The sequence below is a fragment of the Hymenobacter lapidiphilus genome (assembly GCF_003417065.2).
Taxonomy (GTDB): domain Bacteria; phylum Bacteroidota; class Bacteroidia; order Cytophagales; family Hymenobacteraceae; genus Hymenobacter.
In genome coordinates, this window is record NZ_QVLT01000015.1 from 57,197 (window position 1) to 75,004 (window position 17,808).

General features: G+C 63.5%; 15 protein-coding genes. 4 read left to right on the forward strand and 11 right to left on the reverse strand.

Going from position 1 to position 17,808, the window contains the following annotated elements; all coding sequences use genetic code 11:
- Positions 1-114 precede the first annotated feature (114 nt).
- The 3 genes from D0N36_RS10705 to D0N36_RS10715 are packed head-to-tail and all read left to right on the forward strand — an operon-like array spanning position 115 to position 1,270.
- On the forward strand, positions 115-372 hold the full coding sequence (locus D0N36_RS10705) for a hypothetical protein (protein ID WP_116941384.1): 258 nt from the start codon (positions 115-117) through the stop codon (positions 370-372).
- Between the two features lie 5 nt (positions 373-377).
- Positions 378-836, forward strand: coding sequence for a cytochrome C (locus tag D0N36_RS10710; protein WP_242478875.1), 459 nt, complete (start codon positions 378-380; stop codon positions 834-836).
- Between the two features lie 35 nt (positions 837-871).
- Complete coding sequence (locus D0N36_RS10715) at positions 872-1,270, forward strand: cupin domain-containing protein (RefSeq protein WP_116941385.1); 399 nt, start codon at positions 872-874, stop codon at positions 1,268-1,270.
- Positions 1,271-1,336: 66 nt separating this feature from the next.
- On the opposite strand, the gene nhaA is transcribed toward D0N36_RS10715, so the two are convergent.
- The 5 genes from nhaA to D0N36_RS10740 form a co-directional block, all read right to left on the reverse strand.
- Positions 1,337-2,656 (reverse strand): Na+/H+ antiporter NhaA, encoded by a 1,320-nt coding sequence (gene nhaA, locus D0N36_RS10720; RefSeq protein WP_116941386.1) that lies wholly within the window; start codon positions 2,654-2,656, stop codon positions 1,337-1,339.
- A 93-nt stretch (positions 2,657-2,749) separates the two neighbouring features.
- Positions 2,750-5,368, reverse strand: coding sequence for a cation-translocating P-type ATPase (locus tag D0N36_RS10725; RefSeq protein ID WP_116941387.1), 2,619 nt, complete (start codon positions 5,366-5,368; stop codon positions 2,750-2,752).
- A 175-nt stretch (positions 5,369-5,543) separates the two neighbouring features.
- On the reverse strand, positions 5,544-7,961 hold the full coding sequence (locus D0N36_RS10730) for a phosphoketolase family protein (protein ID WP_116941388.1): 2,418 nt from the start codon (positions 7,959-7,961) through the stop codon (positions 5,544-5,546).
- A 53-nt stretch (positions 7,962-8,014) separates the two neighbouring features.
- Positions 8,015-8,335: a hypothetical protein gene (locus tag D0N36_RS10735; protein WP_147320835.1), complete on the reverse strand. Its 321-nt coding sequence runs from the start codon at positions 8,333-8,335 to the stop codon at positions 8,015-8,017.
- A gap of 38 nt (positions 8,336-8,373) precedes the next feature.
- Positions 8,374-9,198 (reverse strand): universal stress protein, encoded by an 825-nt coding sequence (locus D0N36_RS10740; RefSeq protein WP_190242624.1) that lies wholly within the window; start codon positions 9,196-9,198, stop codon positions 8,374-8,376.
- A 253-nt stretch (positions 9,199-9,451) separates the two neighbouring features.
- On the opposite strand from D0N36_RS10740, the gene D0N36_RS10745 reads away from it, so the two are divergent.
- A complete protein-coding gene (locus D0N36_RS10745; RefSeq protein WP_116941391.1) occupies positions 9,452-10,468 on the forward strand; it encodes a 2-hydroxyacid dehydrogenase in 1,017 nt (338 codons plus the stop codon).
- A 13-nt stretch (positions 10,469-10,481) separates the two neighbouring features.
- On the opposite strand, the gene D0N36_RS10750 is transcribed toward D0N36_RS10745, so the two are convergent.
- The 6 genes from D0N36_RS10750 to kdpB all read right to left on the reverse strand — a co-directional run bounded on the left by D0N36_RS10750 (position 10,482) and on the right by kdpB (position 17,758).
- Complete coding sequence (locus tag D0N36_RS10750; protein ID WP_190242625.1) at positions 10,482-10,814, reverse strand: sensor histidine kinase; 333 nt, start codon at positions 10,812-10,814, stop codon at positions 10,482-10,484.
- The gene (locus D0N36_RS10755; protein ID WP_116941393.1) at positions 10,739-12,241 is read right to left on the reverse strand and encodes a HAMP domain-containing protein; all 1,503 of its coding nucleotides are present in this window, start codon (positions 12,239-12,241) and stop codon (positions 10,739-10,741) included. The genes D0N36_RS10750 and D0N36_RS10755 overlap by 76 nt, the downstream gene beginning before the upstream one ends.
- A 158-nt stretch (positions 12,242-12,399) precedes the next feature.
- Positions 12,400-13,560 (reverse strand): sensor protein KdpD, encoded by a 1,161-nt coding sequence (locus D0N36_RS10760; RefSeq protein WP_116941394.1) that lies wholly within the window; start codon positions 13,558-13,560, stop codon positions 12,400-12,402.
- A 172-nt stretch (positions 13,561-13,732) separates the two neighbouring features.
- Positions 13,733-14,830 carry a porin gene (locus D0N36_RS10765; RefSeq protein ID WP_116941395.1) on the reverse strand — a complete coding sequence of 366 codons (1,098 nt, stop codon included), beginning with the start codon at positions 14,828-14,830 and terminating at the stop codon, positions 13,733-13,735.
- A 95-nt stretch (positions 14,831-14,925) separates the two neighbouring features.
- The gene (gene kdpC / locus D0N36_RS10770; RefSeq protein WP_116941396.1) at positions 14,926-15,495 is read right to left on the reverse strand and encodes a potassium-transporting ATPase subunit KdpC; all 570 of its coding nucleotides are present in this window, start codon (positions 15,493-15,495) and stop codon (positions 14,926-14,928) included.
- A 223-nt stretch (positions 15,496-15,718) separates the two neighbouring features.
- Positions 15,719-17,758 (reverse strand): potassium-transporting ATPase subunit KdpB, encoded by a 2,040-nt coding sequence (gene kdpB / locus D0N36_RS10775; RefSeq protein ID WP_116941397.1) that lies wholly within the window; start codon positions 17,756-17,758, stop codon positions 15,719-15,721.
- Positions 17,759-17,808 lie beyond the last annotated feature (50 nt).

Below are 17,808 nucleotides of genomic sequence, written 5' to 3' on the forward strand. Positions count from 1 at the left end.
ACGCCAGATGAAGCATCTCTACCGCTTCGTTTAATTACCACTGCAACGAGGCGGTAGAGATGCTTCGACAAGCTCAGCATGACGTTCTGAATACCTGCTCAATTTCTTCCTGCCATGAAAAAGAACCTGCTGTTACTCTTGCTCAGCCTGCTGCTCGCGGGGCCGGCTTTGGCATGTCCGGTCTGCGAAAAACGACAGCCCAAAGGATTTGCCAACATCACCCACGGCGTAGGGCCGGGGGGCTGGTTCGACTACGCCATGCTGTATGGCTCGATAGCCGTGGTAGTGGTTGTTTTCGCGTGTTTTTTCTGGTTCCTGCTACGGCCCGACAGCGCGCGTAATCGAGCCCGGCGGCAGATTTCTTTCTCCTAGTTGACATGAAGACTTACCCCACTATGCCTACTACCGCGCCACTTTCCGTCTCCGAAGACCAGCAGGTACTGCTGTTTCTGGACGATAACCCCGTGCCGTTTGCCCGCTACGCCCCGCCGGTTAAAATCGACCTCGACACGACCCGGCTCGTCGATGGGCCGCACTCGCTACGCGTGGTGGCCCGCTCGTCCAGCGGCGTAGAGGGTATTCAGAATATCGCCTTCATCGTGCGCAACGGCCCGGCCATCACGGTGCTGGGCCTGCAAAACGACGATATTGTTTCGGATGTGGTGCCGCTGACCGTGACGGCTTACGGCAGCGAGCGGACCGACTCGTTCGTGATAAAAGCGTCGGAAACACCGCAGATTATCCCGGCCTGGGTATGGGCGACTCTGCTGGCTTTTGTGGGCTGGGGGGCGTATTACCTCATCACCTCCCTGGTTATGCCGGTGCCCGCTACTTAAGACTTTCTCCCCCCCCCATCCAATTCCTCCCTATCATGAAAACTACCTCAATCGACGCCACTCCCCAACGGCCGGAAGGCCAGCGCCTGCTGGACGCCCCGATGGTCGTGCTGGACCTGCCCGCCCTGCTCACGCAAATCCGACAGGAGCCCATCTGGCAGGAAAGTGACCGAAACTCCATCACGGCCTACAAGACTGATGGCCTGCGCATTGTCCTCCTGGCGTTGCGCGCCGGCGCCGAGCTGAAAACGCACACTGCCCCGGGCATTATCAGCGTGCAGGTGCTGGAGGGCCACATCACCTTCACGGCCGGGCCGCAAGTGGCCGAGCTGGCTTCCGGGCAGCTGCTGACACTGCACGCGGGTATTCCGCACAGCGTCGTCGCGGTAACGGAAGCGGTGTTTTTGCTAACTCTGGCAGTCAGCAAACCATAGCGGGCGTTTGCCCATTGCTGGCTGATGGGCAAGCTGGCCGGGTATCGCCCCTGGTTGGGCGGCGGGCTATTCCGGCACTGGCGCGGCCAGCGTACGCCGCAACAGCGCGTAGCCTAGCCCGCTGGCGCAAACGGAGGCTATCAGCACCGCGAGCTTGGCCGTGTCGGTATCGGGCGAGTCGGGGCCCAGGGCCAGCATCGTTACGAAGATGGACATGGTAAACCCGATGCCGGCCAGAATGCCCACGCCCCATATCTGCTGCCAGCTTACGCCGGGCGGCAGTGTGGCCCAGCCCAGGCGTACCGCAACCCAGCTCAGAAGCCCCACGCCCAGAGGCTTGCCCACCACCAGCCCCGCCAAAATGCCCAGCCCCAGCGGCGAGAGCAGCCCTTGCACGGCCGCCGGGGCAATTACCAAGCTGCTGTTGGCGAAGGCGAATAGCGGAATAACCACGAAGACTACCAAGGTGTGCAGCCGGCCCTCCAGGCGTTGGGCCGGGGAGCTACCGCGGCGGCCCAGGGTCTCTATTTCGGTACTGATTTCGTGCGGGTCGGCGTCCTCCTGCTGCGTTTCGCTTTGCAGCCGGCCCAGCTGCTGGTTCAGCCAGCTCAGCATAGCGGGGCGGAGTTCGGCGGTCCGGAAAGGCACGGCCGCCGCCAGCAGCACGCCGGCCAGCGTGGCATGCACGCCCGATTCGAGCATGAAGTAGGTGAGCACCAGGCCCAGCGGTAGGTAGGCCCACAGGCTGCGCAGGCCCAGGTAGTTGAAGGCCAGCAGCAGGGCCCAGGTGCCGAGGGCCAGGCCCAGGTAGTTGAGGTACAGGGTTTTGGTGTAGAAGCCGGCAATGAGCGCGACTACCCCCAAATCATCGATAATAGCCAGGGCCGTGAGAAACACCTTGAGGCTGAGTGGTACGCGCGGCCCCAGCAATTGCAGCACGGCCAGCGCAAAGGCAATGTCGGTGGCCATTGGGATGCCCCAGCCGCCGGCCGTGGGCGTGCCGTAGTTGAAGAGTGTGAAGAGCAGGGCCGGCATCAGCATACCGCCCAGGGCCCCGGCAATGGGCAGCGCCGCCTGGCGCAACGAGGTCAGCTCGCCCCCCAGCACCTCGCGCTTGATTTCCAGGCCCACCATCAGAAAAAACAGGGTCATCAGCCCGTCATTTATCCAGTGGAGCAGCGAGAGCTCGATTACGAGATTATGGACGCTGATGCGCAGGTATTCGTCCCAGATGGCCGGGAAGTAGCGGGCCGGGCCCCAACTGCTATTGGCCAGCACCAGGGCCAGCACGGTACTGGCCAGCAGCAGCATGCCGCCCGCCGCCTCGTGGCGGAAGAGTTGCGCAAATGGCCGCCCCAGCGGGCGTAAGATTCGGGTTACAGGCATAGGGTCGCAAGGTAACAAACCATAGTGGGCCACCCGCTAGCATGGCCGCGGCACTTGACGCAGCAGCCGGACTCAGGCGGTGCGGCCTGCAATTCAGGAGGCACTTAAGGCCTGCACCGCCGGTTGTGCCTTCCCGGTCGCCAGCCCACGCCGCCGGATGATGAGCTTCCGGATTTCCACTGCCCAGAACACTACACTGGCCACGGCCGCGGCAACGCCCAGCTCGGCTACAGTAAGCGGCTGGGTACTGAACAGCTCGTTGCAGAAGGGGACGTAGATGATGGTCAGGTGCAGGCCCACGGTGAGCAGCACGGCCCCCAGCATGGGTTTGTTGGAGAGCAGGCCGAGGCTAAAAATGGATTCGCGGCCCGAGCGAATAGCCAGCGCCAGTCCTAGCTGACTGAAGCAGAGCACGGTAAAGGCCATCGTTTGCCAGTGCGGCAGGCCCCGCCCGATGGCCCAGGCCTGCACGCCAATGGTGAGGCCGCCCACCAGCAGCCCCACGGCCAGGATAAACCAGCCCAGCCCGTCGGCAAAAATGGTCTGGCGCGGGTCGATGGGCGGGCGCTGCATTGTGCTCTTCTCCGACGGCTCGTAGGCCAGCGCCAGGCCGGGCAGGCCGTCGGTTATCAGGTTGATCCAGAGAATATGGATGGCCAGCAACGGCACGGGCAGGCCAAAAAACGGGGCGCAAAACAGGGCCGTTATTTCCCCCACGCTGCCCGCCAGCAGGTAGCGGATAAACTTGAGGATGTTGTCGTAGATGCGCCGCCCATGCCGCACGGCCTCCACAATGGTAGCAAAGTTGTCGTCGAGCAGAATCATGGCCGCCGCTTCCTTGGCCACTTCGGTGCCATTGATGCCCATGGCAATACCGATATCGGCGTTTTTGAGGGCCGGCGCATCGTTCACGCCGTCGCCCGTCATGGCCACGAACTGGTGCCGGGCCTGCAGGGCACTGATGATGCGCAGCTTTTGGGCAGGGTCGACGCGGGCGTACACCCGCACTTTTTCCACTACCGCCGCGAAGGCCGCCTCGTCGAGCGCCGTCAGTTCGGGGCCGGTCAGCACCAGCTCTTCCTCGGAGGAAATGATACCCAGCTTTTCAGCAATGGCCTTGGCCGTGAGCTTGTGGTCGCCGGTAATCATGACGGGGATGATGCCGGCCGTTTTGCATTCGGCCACGGCCTGGCGGGCCTCTTCGCGGGGCGGGTCCATCAGGCTGGCGAAGCCCAGAAAGATAAGGTCGGTTTCGACGGTGGCCGGGGTGAGGTCGGCGGGCAGTTCGGGGAGCAATTTGGCCCCGTAGGCCAGCACCCGGTAGCCCTGCGCGGCCTGCGCATCCACGCGTCGGCGCAGGTCGGCAATGCCGGCCTGCTGGCTTGTGGCAAGCTGCTTATAGAGCGAGCCGGCGGCCCCTTTGGTGAGCACCAGCACGCCGTCCGGGGTTTGGTGCAGCGTGGTCATGCACTTGCGCTCCGAGTCGAAAGGCAGCTCGGCCAGGCGCGGAAACTGCGTTTCCAGCCCGGAGCGGGCATAGTCTTTGTCGGCCGCGTAGCGGGCCAGGGCCACTTCGGTCGAGTCGCCCAGCCAGTTGTTTTCGGGGTCGCGGGTGGCGTCGGTATTCAGGGCCAGGGCCGTGAGCAGGGCGTTGCAGCCCTCCAGGCCGGGCAGTGCCACGGCGGGCACTTCGTAGAGGTCCTCCACCGTCATCTGGTTGAGCGTGAGCGTGCCGGTTTTATCGGTGCAGATGTAGGTGACCGAGCCCAGCGTTTCCACGGCCGGCAGCTTGCGGATGAGGGCGTGGCTTTGCATGAGCCGCCCCGCCCCCAGCGCCAGCGACACGGTAACCAGCGCCGGCAGGGCCTCGGGAAGCGCCGCAATAGCCAGCGAAATAGCCACCAGCAGCAAGTCCTCCCAAGGCTCGCCCCGCAGCCAGCCCACCGCAAAAAACAGCGCCCCCACCACCAGCGCGGCCACCGACAGGCGCTTGCCCAACGTACCCAGCCGCTTTTGCAACGGCGTCACCACTTCGGCCGTCTGGATGAGGGCGGCAATCTTGCCCAACTCGGTGCGCATGCCCGTCGCTACCACGTAGGCGGTGGCCCGGCCATTGGTGACGGAGGTACCCTTGTAGCCCAGGTTGACCCGGTCGCCGAGGGAATAGTCGCCGGGTGGCAGCGCCTCCACGGTTTTCTCCACGTTATTGGACTCGCCAGTCAGCGACGACTCGTCCACCTTGAGGGTGAAGGTTTCCAGAAAGCGCACATCAGCCGGAATCACGTTGCCGGCTTCGAGCAGCACCACGTCGCCGGGCACCAGCCCGGCGGTGAGCACCTGTTGCGGCTGGCCGTCGCGGAGCACCTGCGCGTGGCTGGCGGCCATTTTTTGCAGGGCCTCTATCGCCTTGTCGGCCCGGTATTCCTGCACAAACCCGATGACCGCGTTTAGCCCCACAATAGCCAGAATAACGTAGGCCGACTTAGCCTCACCAATGAGAACCGACACGCCGGCGGCGGCCAGCAGCACCAGAATCATCACGTCGGCCAGCTGGTGCAGCAGCAACTGCCAGACGGTTTTCTGCTGGGAGCCGGACAGTTGGTTAGGGCCATGCTCGGCCAGGCGCTGCCCGGCCGTGGCCGCGTCGAGCCCGACCGGCGAGGTAGTCAGAGCGGCGGCCACATCGGCCACGGGGGGAAGGTGATAATCCATAGAATAAAGTAGTTGCGCGCTTTTGCTTGGAGTAGGCGGCCATCGGAAAAGTCATGCTGAGCATGTGGCGAATTGAGCCAGGGTCGTAACGTAGGCGAAGCATCTCTCCCGCTTCGTTGAAGAAGCATTGCAACGAAGCGGGAGAGATGCTTCGGCAAGCTCAGCATGACCGCCCTTATGCCTCTCCCCTACCTGCCCACTGCCAGTCCCGGATTTCGGGCATATCCTGGCCGTAACGGTAGATGTACTGCTTGTGGGCCACGAGTTTATCCTGGAGCAGCTGCTTGAGGTGGGCGCCGCGGTTGCCGAGTCGGGGCACCCGGTCGAGCACGTCCATCACCAGGTGGAAGCGGTCCAGCTCGTTGAGCACGGTCATGTCGAAGGCCGTCGTGATGGTGCCTTCCTCCTTGTAGCCGCGCACGTGCATGTGGGGGTTGTTGGCGCGGTTGTAGGTGAGGCGATGCACCAGCCAAGGGTAGCCGTGGAAAGCAAAAACCACCGGCTTGTTGCGCGTAAACAGCGCGTCGTAGTCGGCATCGCTCAGTCCGTGGGGGTGCTCAGTATTGCGCTGCAGGCGCAGCAAATCCACCACGTTCACCACCCGAATTTTCAGCTCCGGCAGGTGCTCGCGCAGGATGGAAACAGCGGCCAGCGTTTCGAGCGTGGGCACGTCGCCGCAGCAGGCCATCACGGCATCGGGCTCCTGGCCGGCGTCGGAGCTGGCCCAGGGCCAGATGCCGATGCCCTGGGTGCAGTGCCTGATGGCCGCGTCCATGCTCAGCCACTGCGGGGCGGGGTGCTTGGCGGCCACAATCACGTTCACGTAGTGGCGGCTGCGCAGGCAGTGGTCCATCACCGAGAGCAGGCAGTTGGCATCCGGCGGCAGATACACGCGCACAACGCTGGCTTTCTTGTTGACGACGTGGTCGATAAAGCCGGGGTCCTGGTGCGTGAAGCCGTTGTGGTCCTGCCGCCACACGGTGCTCGTGAGCAGGTAGTTGAGCGAGGCAATATTGCGCCGCCACGGAATTTCGAGCGTCGTTTTCAACCACTTGGCGTGCTGGTTGAACATCGAATCGACGATGTGAATGAACGCCTCGTAGCTATTGAAGAGCCCGTGCCGGCCGGTGAGCAGGTAGCCTTCCAGCCAGCCCTCGCACTGGTGTTCGCTCAGCATTTCCACCACGCTGCCCGAAGTTGCCAGAAATTCGTCGTGCGGGGCGGTGGCGGCGTCCCACTGCCGGTTGGTGGCCTCAAACACTGCCCCTAATTTGTTGGACAGCGTCTCGTCGGGCCCGAAAATCCGAAAGTTGCGGGGCTCCGAATTGCGCGCCACTACATCGCGCAAAAACTTCCCCACCGTGCCCGTGTCGCTGGCCTCCACGGTGCCGGGCGATGGTACGTCCACGGCGTAATCGGCAAAGTCGGGCAGCAGCAGGGGCCGCAACAGCAGGCCGCCATTGGCATGGGGGTTGGCGCCCATCCGCCGGTTGCCCCGCGGAGCTAACTCGGCCAGCTCGGGTAGTAGGCGGCCCGCGGCATCGAACAGCTCTTCGGGCCTATAGCTTCTGAGCCAATCTTCCAGCTGCGCCAAATGCGCGGCCGGGGCGTCGGCCGACACGGCCAGCGGCACCTGGTGGGCGCGGAACGTCCCTTCGTTGGCTAGGCCGTCCACTTCCTTCGGGCCGGTCCAGCCCTTGGGCGAGCGGAGCACCAGCAGCGGCCAGCGCGGCCGGGTGGGGTCGGTCTGGATTCGGGCGTTGTGCTGGATGGCCAGGATGTTTTCCACCGCCGCATCGAGGGCCGCCGCCATGGCCTGGTGCATCAGCGCGGGCTCGTGGCCTTCCACATAGTAGGGCGTCCAGCCGTAGCCGCGCAGCAGCTGGTCAAGCTCTTCGGGCGTGATGCGGGCCAGCACCGTGGGGTTGGAAATCTTGTAGCCGTTGAGGTGCAGAATGGGCAGCACCGCACCGTCGGTGGCGGGGTCGAGGAACTTGTTGGCGTGCCAGGCGGTAGCCAGCGGGCCGGTTTCGGCCTCCCCGTCGCCAATCACGCAGGCCACCAGCAGGTCGGGGTTATCGAACACGGCCCCGAACGCGTGGCTCAGCGAGTAGCCCAGCTCACCGCCCTCGTGGATGGAGCCCGGCGTCTGGGGGCCCGCGTGGCTGGAAATGCCGCCCGGAAACGAGAACTGCCGAAACAGCCGCCGTAGTCCCTCTTCATCCTGACTAATGGCAGGGTAAACTTCGCTGTAAGTGCCTTCCAGGTAAGTGCCGGCCACCACCGCCGGGCCGCCGTGGCCGGGGCCGCACACGTAGAACATGTCCAGGTCGTACTTGCCAATTACCCGGTTGAGGTGGGTGTAGATGAAGTTCTGGCCCGGCGTGGTGCCCCAATGCCCGAGCAGCAGCGGCTTGATGTGCGCCAGCGTCAACGGCTCGCGCAGCAACGGGTTGTCATACAAATACATCTGCCCCACCGCTATGTAGTTGGCCGCCCGCCAGTAGGCATCAATCAGGCGGAGGTCTTCCGGCGCAAGTAGAGTATCGAAGGCCGGGGCCGGGGTCGGCGCGAGGTCGGTGGTCGTTACCATGAGACAGTAGGCTTAGTAGAGAAAGGGCCCAGCGACCCGCCAGGCTGGGCTGGCTAAAGCAGCAGTATCCGGGCGTGGCAGGCATTGCACTCCGCCTTGGAGGGGTGCGTGGAATGGCGCGCCACAATGGCCCCTTCCATGGCCTGGTGCAATGCGGCCAGCAGCCGGCGCCGCTCGTCATCGGGCGTGTTTTCCAGCACCTGCTCGAAGGCCGTCCGGTACACGTGCGCCATAAAGCTGGAGCCGTACGTGACAAACAGCCGGTCGTGCCGGGCGGCAAACGCTGCTTTTTCCGTGGTCGAAATCGATAGCGACAGGGCCTGCCACTGCTTCGCGTTATCGTCCAGGCTTTGTTGCAGGTCGTCGTTCATCAAGTCAGAATAAATAGTGCGTTGCGGACTGCCGGGCCGCTTTAGGCAATAGTCGGGATCACCAGCACGGGCACCGTGCTGTGCAGCAGCACCTCGGCCGTTACGCTGTTATGGAACAGCTTGCCCCAGAAACTGCGGGGCCGCGCCAGCAGCACCACCAGGTCCGTATCGCGGGCCTGGGCCAGCTGCAGAATTCCGTCGGCGGGGCGGGCGGCCACCGTGCGGCGGAAGCGCAGGGGGGCCGGCAAGTCAATTTCCACCCCCGTGCGCCGCACCGAATTCAACACCTCCTCCTCCGAAACAGCGGCCGCAGAATCCGGCGCGACGTGGAGCACCGTCAGCTCCACGCCCAGCATGCGCACCAGCTGGCGAATGGCGCCGGCGTGCAGGCCCAGGGTGAAATCTTCCCCATCGACGGCCAGCAGCACACGCCGGGGCACCGCATTGCTGGCTACCGTGTGCGGTACAATCAGCATGGGGTAGGGAGCAGTACGCAGGATATCGAGCGCGGTGGTTTGCACCAACTGGTCGGGCGTGCCCGAGTAATCGGGGCGGCCCAGCACCACCAGCAGCGGGTGGTGCCGGCTCACGGCATCGGCCACGGCAAAGGCCACCCGGCCATGCCCGATTTCGACCACCACCGGCACGGCTAGGTCATCGGCCACCCGGCTCAAAGCCAGCGCCGTGGCTTCCTTGCTCAGGTTCGACAGCTCGCCGGTGAACATTTCGGGGTCGAGCAGTGAGTCGCGGCGCACGTGCAGCAGCACCAGCCGGGCCCCGAGGGGGCCGGCCAGGTTGGTGGCGTAGGCGAGGGCCTGGTCGGCGGCCCGGAAGAAATCGGTAAGAATCAGCAGGGAAGGCGTCATAAGGCAGGACTTAAAGCAGGGACAATAGCACGGACAAAGAAAGGGCTGACGAGCAGCAAATGGCATGAGCAATGTCAAGCGCGGCGCATGACTTTTATCAGCGAACCGGCAAGGCAGGCGGCGTACTCTTGTATCGTCCTTCGCTCGCTTTTGCCTGGAGCTCTTCCGGCGCTTTCCCGCTGCCTACCTTGCCAGCCCCGCCCGTTGCGCCCGGCAAAGCCCGGTGGGCACCCCACTTTCTCAACGACTTACCATGACCGTTACCGTATTCAGCGCTTATCCTTTTGAGCGCCCCTACCTCAATGCCGCGGCGCAGGACCGCTACACTTTCAATTTTGTGGATGCGGCCCTGACGCTGGATACCGCCGACCAGGCCGCGGGCAGCACTGCCGTGGCCCTTTTCGTGAACGACGACGCCTCGGCGCCGGTGCTCGAAAAACTGGGCGCGCTGGGCGTGCGCTACCTGCTGATGCGCGCCGCCGGCCATGACAACGTGGACCTGCCCGCCGCCCACCGGTTGGGCCTGCGCGTGGCCACCGTGCCGCACTACTCGCCCTTCGCCATTGCCGAGCACACGCTGGCCCTCATGCTGGCCCTCAACCGCCACCTGCGCCAGGCCGACGCCCAGGTGCGGCGCGGAGACTTCCGGCTCGATAATCTCGTGGGCTTCGACCTGCACGGCAGAACGGTGGGCATCATCGGCTGCGGTACCATCGGCGGCACGCTGGCGGGCCTGCTGCAAGGCTTCGGCTGCCGCCTGCTGGGCTACGACATTCAGCCCGATGCGGAGCTGACCCGCCGCTACGGCCTGGAGTACGTGCCATTGGACGAGCTGTGCGCGCAGGCCGACGTCATCTCGCTGCACGCCCCGCTTACGCCCGCCACCCGGCACATCCTCAACGCGGCGCAGCTGGCAAAAATGAAGCGTGGCGTGATGCTCATCAACACCGGCCGGGGCGCGCTTCTGGACACCGAAGCGGCCCTGGCGGCCCTCGAATCGGGTCAGCTGGGCTACCTGGGGCTCGACGTGTACGAGCACGAAAAGGGCCTGTTTTTCAACGACCATTCCCAGCAGCCGCTTCAGGATGAATTGCTGGTGCGGCTGCTGGCCCAACCCAACGTGCTGGTAACGGGCCACCAGGGCTTCCTGACCCACGACGCGCTGACCAACATTGCCTCCACGTGCTTCGAAACCCTGGGATGCTGGCTCGCCGGGCAGCCCACGCCCAACGAGTTGCTGCCAGCCCCGCACCCGGAGGTAGCCACCTGATACATTCCGGACTTTAGTTGCTGATCGGCAGCATGAAGCAGAACGTGCTGCCGGTGCCCAGCTCGCTTTCCACCCACAGCCGGCCGCCCTGGGTGGCAATGAACTCGCGGGCGATGCTCAGGCCCAGGCCCGAGCCGCCGCGGTAGCCGCTGGGGTCGGGCAGCTGGGCAAAGCGCTGGAAAATGCGCTCATGGTGCTCGGCGGCAATTCCCGGGCCGTGGTCCTGCACGCTCACCTGCACCTGCTGGCCTATGGCTTCGGCGCGCACCGTCATTGTTTCGCCCGTCGGCGAGTAGCGAATGGCATTGGCCAGCAGGTTGATGAGCACCCAGGTCGTCTTTTCCACATCGGCGCGAACAGGGTATAGATGAAAGGGCAGCTGCAAGTCAAGCCGGATTTGCTTGTCGGTGAGCTGGGCCTGCACGGTGGCCGTGGCGTAGCGGACCACGTCGGCCAGGTTGGTGGGCCGCAGGTCGAGATGAATGCCGGCTCCTGCGTCGAGGCGCGACACGTCGAGCAGCTCGCCCACCATGCGCTGCAGGCGCTGGGTTTCCTGCCGGATGCTGCCGTTATGCGTTGGCGCTCTTCCGCCGGCAGGCGCTCGTCCTGCAGCAGCCGCAGGTTGATGTTCATGCTGGAAAGCGGCGTTTTCAGCTCGTGCGACACGGTGGCCAGGAAGTTCGACTTCACCTGGTCGAGCCGCTTGAAGTCCGACACGTTGCGCAGCGTCAGTATCTGGCCCGCAAACTCTTTCTGGTTCAAGGCTTCATTGAAGGACAGCAAATCCTGCACGTCGAGTTGGAAGTAGGCTTCCTCGCCATGTTGGGTGATGTGCAGTAGTGGAATTTCGCCCCCAGTGCTGCCAGCCTGCTCCAAAGGCTGCAGCATGGTGCGCACCAGGTCGTTTTCACGGGCCACCTCGGCAGCGGGGCGGCCCAGCAACTGGTCGGCCTCCAGGCCCAGCAGCTCGCAGGCCACCGGGTTTGCCAGCAGAATCACGCGGTGCTGGTCGAGCAGCAACAGACCTTCATCGAGCCCATTCACGATGCTGGCGGCCCGGTTGCGCTCGGTTACCAGCTGGGCAATGGTCGAGTTGCGGTACTCGTTGAGCTGCCCCAACAGCCGGTTGAACGCCTGGGCAACCTGCCCAAACTCATCGTGGCTCTCCACTGGAATCGTGGCCGAAAAATCCTGATTCGTAGCGTGCCCAATGCTGACGGCCAGCCGCTGCAGCGGGGCCACGGCCGCCGCCGGCACCTGCACGACGAAGCTGAGCGCCGTCAGCACACTCAGCCCAATAACGGCCAGCAGGTAGTAACCGGCGCGGGTGGCCGTGGCGGTGGCCCGGTCGTTGTTGGCTTGCAGGGTGGTGATGTTCAGCTGCACCATGCGGTGGGTTTGCCCGCGCAGTTGCCGCACTACTGCCCCGCGTCCGCCCGCGCCCACCGCGTCGGTCAGCCGCTCATAACGGGCCAAATTCGCCGTAAGACTATCCACCATTTCCTGCTCGCCGGGCTCCGTGATGTTGCCGGCCTCGCGGGTGAGGCTTTCGCGGAAGCGGGCCAGCTCGTCGGCATCGTCGGGTCGCTGTTCCAGCCCGTCGAGGGCCCGCAGCATCTGCTGGCCCAACTGCACGCTATAGAAGTTGTCCTTCAGAATACTTTTGGCGCTTTGGTCGAGCTGGCGTACCGTGTAGAAGGCGTAGCCGCCCAGGGCCAGCAGCAGGGCCAGTAGCGCCAGAAACCCTAGGGTGATTTTGGTTTTGAAGGTCATAATTGTAAGGTTCGGGGGCGCGATTATATTTCACGCAGTGTCTCGCAGTGGACGACGCAGTGTTTCGGGGTGGTCGTTCACTGCGAGACACTGCGCCGCCCACTGCGAGACACTGCGTGACACTGCGTGAAATAACGTCCATTTATTCCGCGCAGGTCTCAGTACGTCACCAGAAACATATCTACGCCCAGGTCGTGCTCTAACTTAGCCACGGCGCGGATGAGGTCCTGGGTGATGCCGCGGCGGCTCAGGCGCTGCCAGGCGGTTTTGTCGCCGGTGATGCCGCACATGAGCAGGGTCGCTTCCTTCTCACGGACCATGCTGATGACGGAAGCCACCACATCGTCGCTCTTTACGCGCAGAATCTGGCCGCCCAGCTCGGTTACCAGCTGCAGGTTGCGCAGCAGGTGGCGCTGGGTGGCCAGGTTGATGCGGCCGGCGGTTTCGCGGCTGGTTTGCACGTAGAGCACGTACCAGGTGGCAATACCCAGCTGCTGAGCCAGCCGCGAGGCCTTGCGGATAATTTGCCGGGCGGCCGGGTCGTTGGTATTGATGCAGGCCAGCAGCCGGTCGGCGTTGCGGCGGGGGGCGGGCACGGGGGCGGCCCCGCCGGCTTCGGTTTCCACCTGCTGGCCCAGCAGCTGGGCAACTTCGCGCACCGCCAGCCGCCGCAGCTGCAGCAGGTTGTCGGCCCGGAAGAAGTTATTGAGCGCCACCGGCACCTTGGCCGGGTCGTAGATTTTGCCTTCTTCGAGCCGGCCGCGCAACTCACCCACGGTCAAGTCCACGTTCACCACCTCGTCGGCGTCGCGCAGCACCTGGTCGGGCACCCGCTCGGTTACGTCGGTGCCGGTTATTTTGAGCACCTGGTCGTGCAGGCTTTCCAGGTGCTGCACGTTCAGGGCCGTGAGCACCGAAATTCCCGCTTTCAGCAACTCCTCCACGTCCTGCCAGCGCTTCTCGTTTTTCGAGCCGGGCACGTTGGAGTGGGCCAGCTCATCGACCACCACCACGGCGGGCCGGCGCTGAATGATGGCGCCGAGGTCCATTTCCTCCAGCGCCCGGCCCTTATAGAACAGCGTTTTACGGGGCACTTCGGGCAGGTCGCGCATCTGGGCCACGGTTTCGAGGCGGCCGTGGGTTTCGACATAGCCCAGCACCACGTTCACGCCCTGGCGGCGCAGCTCGTGCGCTTCCTGCAGCAGCCGATAGGTTTTGCCCACCCCGGCCGCCAGCCCCAGATACACCTTCAGCCGCCCGCGCCGCCGCTGCTGCACCAGGCGCAGAAACCGCTCCGCCGATTCGTCGCGCTCATCCATGTTTTTGTTTTGAGCAGTTAGCGGTTAGCGGTTAGCGGTTAGCGAAAAAGAACGTCATGCTGGGCGAAGTCGAAGCATCTCTACCGCAATGCTAATCCTATCGATTGCAACGAAGCGGTAGAGATGCTTCGACTTCGCTCAGCATGACGTTCTTTTCTTTCGTTCAAATAGCTCAGAAAGACAGGGCGATGCTGCTCGTCAGGTTGCCGTAGGTGTCCGAAGTGCGGTTGTCGCGCTGCTCGAAAATGGGCCGTTTGGCGTCCATCACCCGACCTTCGACCCGGAACACCACGTTGGCGGTGGGGGCGTAATCGAGGTTGAGCGAGGCGGCTTTTATTTTGAAGTCAGTGTCGGCGGGCAGTGGGGAAATCGTGCGGATAATGACGCCACGCTCGGCGTTGTAGTACTCGGCGCGGGCCGTGGCCGACCACTTGGGGGCCAGCTGGTAGCGCACGAAAGCGGCACCCGTGTGCCAGGTGTCGGCCTTGTCGCCGCGCCGCTCGCTTTCCTGCTTGCCCACGTCGAACACCAGCGCCAGGCTCAGGCGGTCGGTGGCGGCGTAGCTCGCGTAGAAATTGTGGAAGTAGCGGCGGCGGCGCACCGAGTCCTGGGGCTGCTCGTTGCCGTAGAAGCCGCTGGAGTTGATGAGCAGCCTGGCGGTGGGCCGCCACTGAATCTGGGTACCGAGGGCCTTGCCCTGGTTGTTATCCTGCAGGTTCTGCCAGCCGTTGAGCGCCAGAGCGGTCAGCGTCAACTGCGGGGCCACCTCGTAGGTGAAGCGCGCGCCGGCCTCGTAGTAGGGCGAGTTTTCGGCCATCAGCGAGCGGGTCAGCGTCCAGTTATCCTTGCTCAGGGCCGACTCGAAGCCGATGTGCGAGGCGAAAACACCCACGTCGAGCCAGGCTTTCTCGAAGGGCCGGAAGCCGGCGTAACCCTCGTAGATGTGCTTGAATACCTGGTCTTCGGCCGCGTAGTTGGCCGACACGTAGGAGCCGGCGTGCAGGCCGATAGCCCCGCGCACCTGGCCGTTATCGTAGCGCAGCCCCACCACGCCCTGGTTGATGGTGAACTCGTTCTGGCGGTTGTGCGAGTAGAGAAAGCCGGGGCGGCTTTGGGTGTTGTTGTTTTTGAAATCGTAACCGTAATAGCCATCCACAAAGCCATAAAAGGTCAGCGGATTGGCAGTGGCTACCGAATCAGTAGCGGCAGTCTGGGCCGTAGCCCCGCCGGCGGCTAATAAGGCCAGGCTCAGCGTAAGAAGTTTTTTCATTGATGAAGTAAGTTGAGAGTTCAGCGGCCAACTGCAATAATGGCACGTTGTAAGGGCGGGGCTAAGCCCCGCCCTTACCGGTTTCGCACCAACAGCTATTTTCTGGAGAGAGAATCCAGCGCCAAATTGAGCTGGAGCACGTTTACTTTTGAAGGGCCGAGCATAACGAAGATAGGCTCCTGCACGTGGGCGGCTACCAGGGCCTTTACGCGGGCGGCGGGCAGACCGCGCAGCCGGGCCACGCGCTCCACCTGGGCATACGCGCCGGCTGGCGAGAGGTGCGGGTCGAGGCCCGAACCGCTGGCCGTTACCAGCTCCACCGGTACCTGGCCCGATTTCACGTTGGGGTTTTGCTGCAGGAAGGCGGCCACGCGAGTATTCACTTCGGCTAGGTACTGCGGGTTGGTTGGCCCTTTGTTGGAGCCGCCCGAGCCGTCGGCGCGGTAATCCACGGCCGAGGGCCGGGTATTAAAGTACTCGGGCCGGTCGAATTTCTGACCCACATTATCGAAGCCGACTACCCGACCCTGGTGCGACACCTGCACGCCCTGGCCCTGACCGGGAGCCAACTGAGCCGCGCCCCACACGATGGCCGGATACACGACGCAGCAGAGCACCAGCAGGGCCAGCGTCAAACGAAAAGCGGAAACAAGATTGTTTTTCATGGTTTTAGAAGTGCGCGGCGCAAGGCCGCAGAAAGCAGTTGGGCAGTATGTTGGTAGGCTATCTGCCAATTCCGGCCCGTTTGTCATTACAAGCACCACCCGTAGTTTACCAAGCTGATAATCAGCAGTAAAATAGTACTTAAGCCGTTCGCTTGATTGGCGCAGATTGCCGGAACCGGGTCAGAATGACCTGCTGAGTTGGTCAGAACGGCTTGGTAAGAAGCTACACGAACAGCCCCACTACCAGGTCAATCAGCTTGATGCCGATGAAGGGCGCGATGACGCCGCCGAGGCCGTAGATGAGCAGGTTGCGGCGCAGCAGGGCCGAGGCGCCAACGGGCTTGTAAGCCACGCCGCGCAACGCCAGCGGCACCAGGGCCGGAATCAGCAGCGCGTTGAAAATCACGGCTGAGAGAATAGCCGACTGGGGCGACTTCAGGCCCATGACGTTGAGCGCGCCGAGGGCCGGAATGGCCACCATGAACAGCGCCGGCACGATGGCGAAGTACTTGGCCACGTCGTTGGCGATGCTGAACGTGGTCAGCGTGCCGCGAGTCATGAGCAGCTGCTTGCCGATTTCCACTGTCTCGATGAGCTTGGTGGGGTCGTTGTCGAGGTCGACCATGTTGCCGGCTTCCTTGGCGGCCTGGGTGCCCGAGTTCATGGCTACCCCTACGTCGGCCTGGGCCAGGGCGGGCGCATCGTTGGTGCCGTCGCCCATCATGGCCACCAGCTTGCCCAGCTGCTGCTCGGCGCGGATGTACTGCATCTTGTCCTCGGGCTTAGCCTCGGCAATGAAGTCATCGACGCCGGCTTTTTCGGCAATAAACTTGGCCGTGAGCGGGTTGTCGCCGGTTACCATCACCGTTTTGATGCCCATGCGGCGCAGGCGCTCAAACCGCTCCTGGATGCCGGGCTTGATGATATCCTGGAGTTCAACTACGCCCAGTACCTCGTCGTTCTGGCTCAGTACCAGCGGGGTGCCGCCGTTGCTGGCCACTGCGGCCACGCGGGTGGCTACCTCAGCCGGATACGGCCGGCCAGCCGCTTCGCTCAGGCGGCGAATGGCGTCGGCCGCGCCCTTGCGCAGACTGGTGCCGTCGGCCAGCGTCACGCCGCTGCTCCGGGTTTCAGCCGTGAACTTGATGAGCTCAGCGCCATCCAAACGGCTTTTCAGCTGGGCGGGGTCAATCTTGTTGTCGCGGGCTAGTTCCACAATGCTCTTGCCTTCGGGCGTTTCATCCGTCAGCGAGCTTAGGGTAACCGATTCCACGAATTGCGTCATTGCCACGCCGGGCGCGGGCCAGAAGTGGGTGGCTTTGCGGTTACCGATGGTGATGGTGCCGGTTTTATCCAGCAGCAGCACGTCGATGTCGCCGGCCGTTTCCATGGCTTTGCCGCTCTTGGTGATGACGTTGGCCCGCAGCGCGCGGTCCATGCCGGCAATACCGATGGCCGACAGCAATCCGCCAATCGTGGTCGGAATCAGACACACGAACAGGGCAATAAACGAGGCCACCGCAATGGGCGTGTTGGCGTAGGCCGCGAAGGGCTGGAGCGTAATGCAGACGATGATGAACACCAGCGTAAAGCCGGCCAGCAGAATGGTGAGGGCAATTTCGTTGGGCGTTTTCTGCCGCGAAGCACCTTCTACCAGCGCAATCATCTTGTCGAGAAACGACTCGCCCGGCTCGGTGGTCACCACTACTTTGATGCGGTCGGACAGCACCTTGGTGCCACCCGTTACGCTCGACTTATCGCCGCCGGCTTCCCGGATTACCGGGGCCGATTCGCCCGTAATGGCCGACTCGTCGATGGTAGCCAAACCCTCCACGATTTCGCCATCGGTAGGAATGATTTCGCCAGCATCCACCAGAAAAAACTGGCCTTTGCGGAGCTGTGAAGATGACACCAGGCGCTCGGTGCCGCGCTCGTCCACCACGCGGGCGGGGGTTTCTTCGCGGGTTTTGCGCAGGCTTTCGGCCTGGGCCTTACCCCGCGCCTCGGCAATGGCCTCGGCGAAATTGGCGAACAGCAGCGTGAGCAGCAACACCAGAAACACGGTGAAGTTGTAGCCGAAGCTGCCCTGAGTAGGGTCGGGCTGCACGAGTAGCCCCAGCGTCACGAGCAGCATTACCACGGTGCCCAGTTCCACGGTAAACATCACCGGGTTACGCACCATCACCCGCGGGTCGAGTTTCACGAAAGCCTGCTTAATGGCCTCCGAAACCAGCGCGGATTGAAAGAGAGATTGATTTTTCATTTGTGCTTAGTGCTTAGATTTTGGTACTCGTTCGGTACGGCTTAGCCGTC

What these genes read in the sequence shown, in the direction of transcription:
- D0N36_RS10705 (WP_116941384.1), top strand. Translation starts at nt 115, where the DNA reads ATGAAAAAGAACCTGCTGTTACTCTTGCTCAGCCTGCTGCTCGCGGGG.
- D0N36_RS10710 (WP_242478875.1), top strand. Translation starts at nt 378, where the DNA reads ATGAAGACTTACCCCACTATGCCTACTACCGCGCCACTTTCCGTCTCC.
- D0N36_RS10715 (WP_116941385.1), top strand. Translation starts at nt 872, where the DNA reads ATGAAAACTACCTCAATCGACGCCACTCCCCAACGGCCGGAAGGCCAG.
- nhaA (WP_116941386.1), bottom strand. Translation starts at nt 2,656, where the DNA reads ATGCCTGTAACCCGAATCTTACGCCCGCTGGGGCGGCCATTTGCGCAA.
- D0N36_RS10725 (WP_116941387.1), bottom strand. Translation starts at nt 5,368, where the DNA reads ATGGATTATCACCTTCCCCCCGTGGCCGATGTGGCCGCCGCTCTGACT.
- D0N36_RS10730 (WP_116941388.1), bottom strand. Translation starts at nt 7,961, where the DNA reads ATGGTAACGACCACCGACCTCGCGCCGACCCCGGCCCCGGCCTTCGAT.
- D0N36_RS10740 (WP_190242624.1), bottom strand. Translation starts at nt 9,198, where the DNA reads ATGACGCCTTCCCTGCTGATTCTTACCGATTTCTTCCGGGCCGCCGAC.
- D0N36_RS10745 (WP_116941391.1), top strand. Translation starts at nt 9,452, where the DNA reads ATGACCGTTACCGTATTCAGCGCTTATCCTTTTGAGCGCCCCTACCTC.
- D0N36_RS10755 (WP_116941393.1), bottom strand. Translation starts at nt 12,241, where the DNA reads ATGACCTTCAAAACCAAAATCACCCTAGGGTTTCTGGCGCTACTGGCC.
- D0N36_RS10760 (WP_116941394.1), bottom strand. Translation starts at nt 13,560, where the DNA reads ATGGATGAGCGCGACGAATCGGCGGAGCGGTTTCTGCGCCTGGTGCAG.
- D0N36_RS10765 (WP_116941395.1), bottom strand. Translation starts at nt 14,830, where the DNA reads ATGAAAAAACTTCTTACGCTGAGCCTGGCCTTATTAGCCGCCGGCGGG.
- kdpC (WP_116941396.1), bottom strand. Translation starts at nt 15,495, where the DNA reads ATGAAAAACAATCTTGTTTCCGCTTTTCGTTTGACGCTGGCCCTGCTG.
- kdpB (WP_116941397.1), bottom strand. Translation starts at nt 17,758, where the DNA reads ATGAAAAATCAATCTCTCTTTCAATCCGCGCTGGTTTCGGAGGCCATT.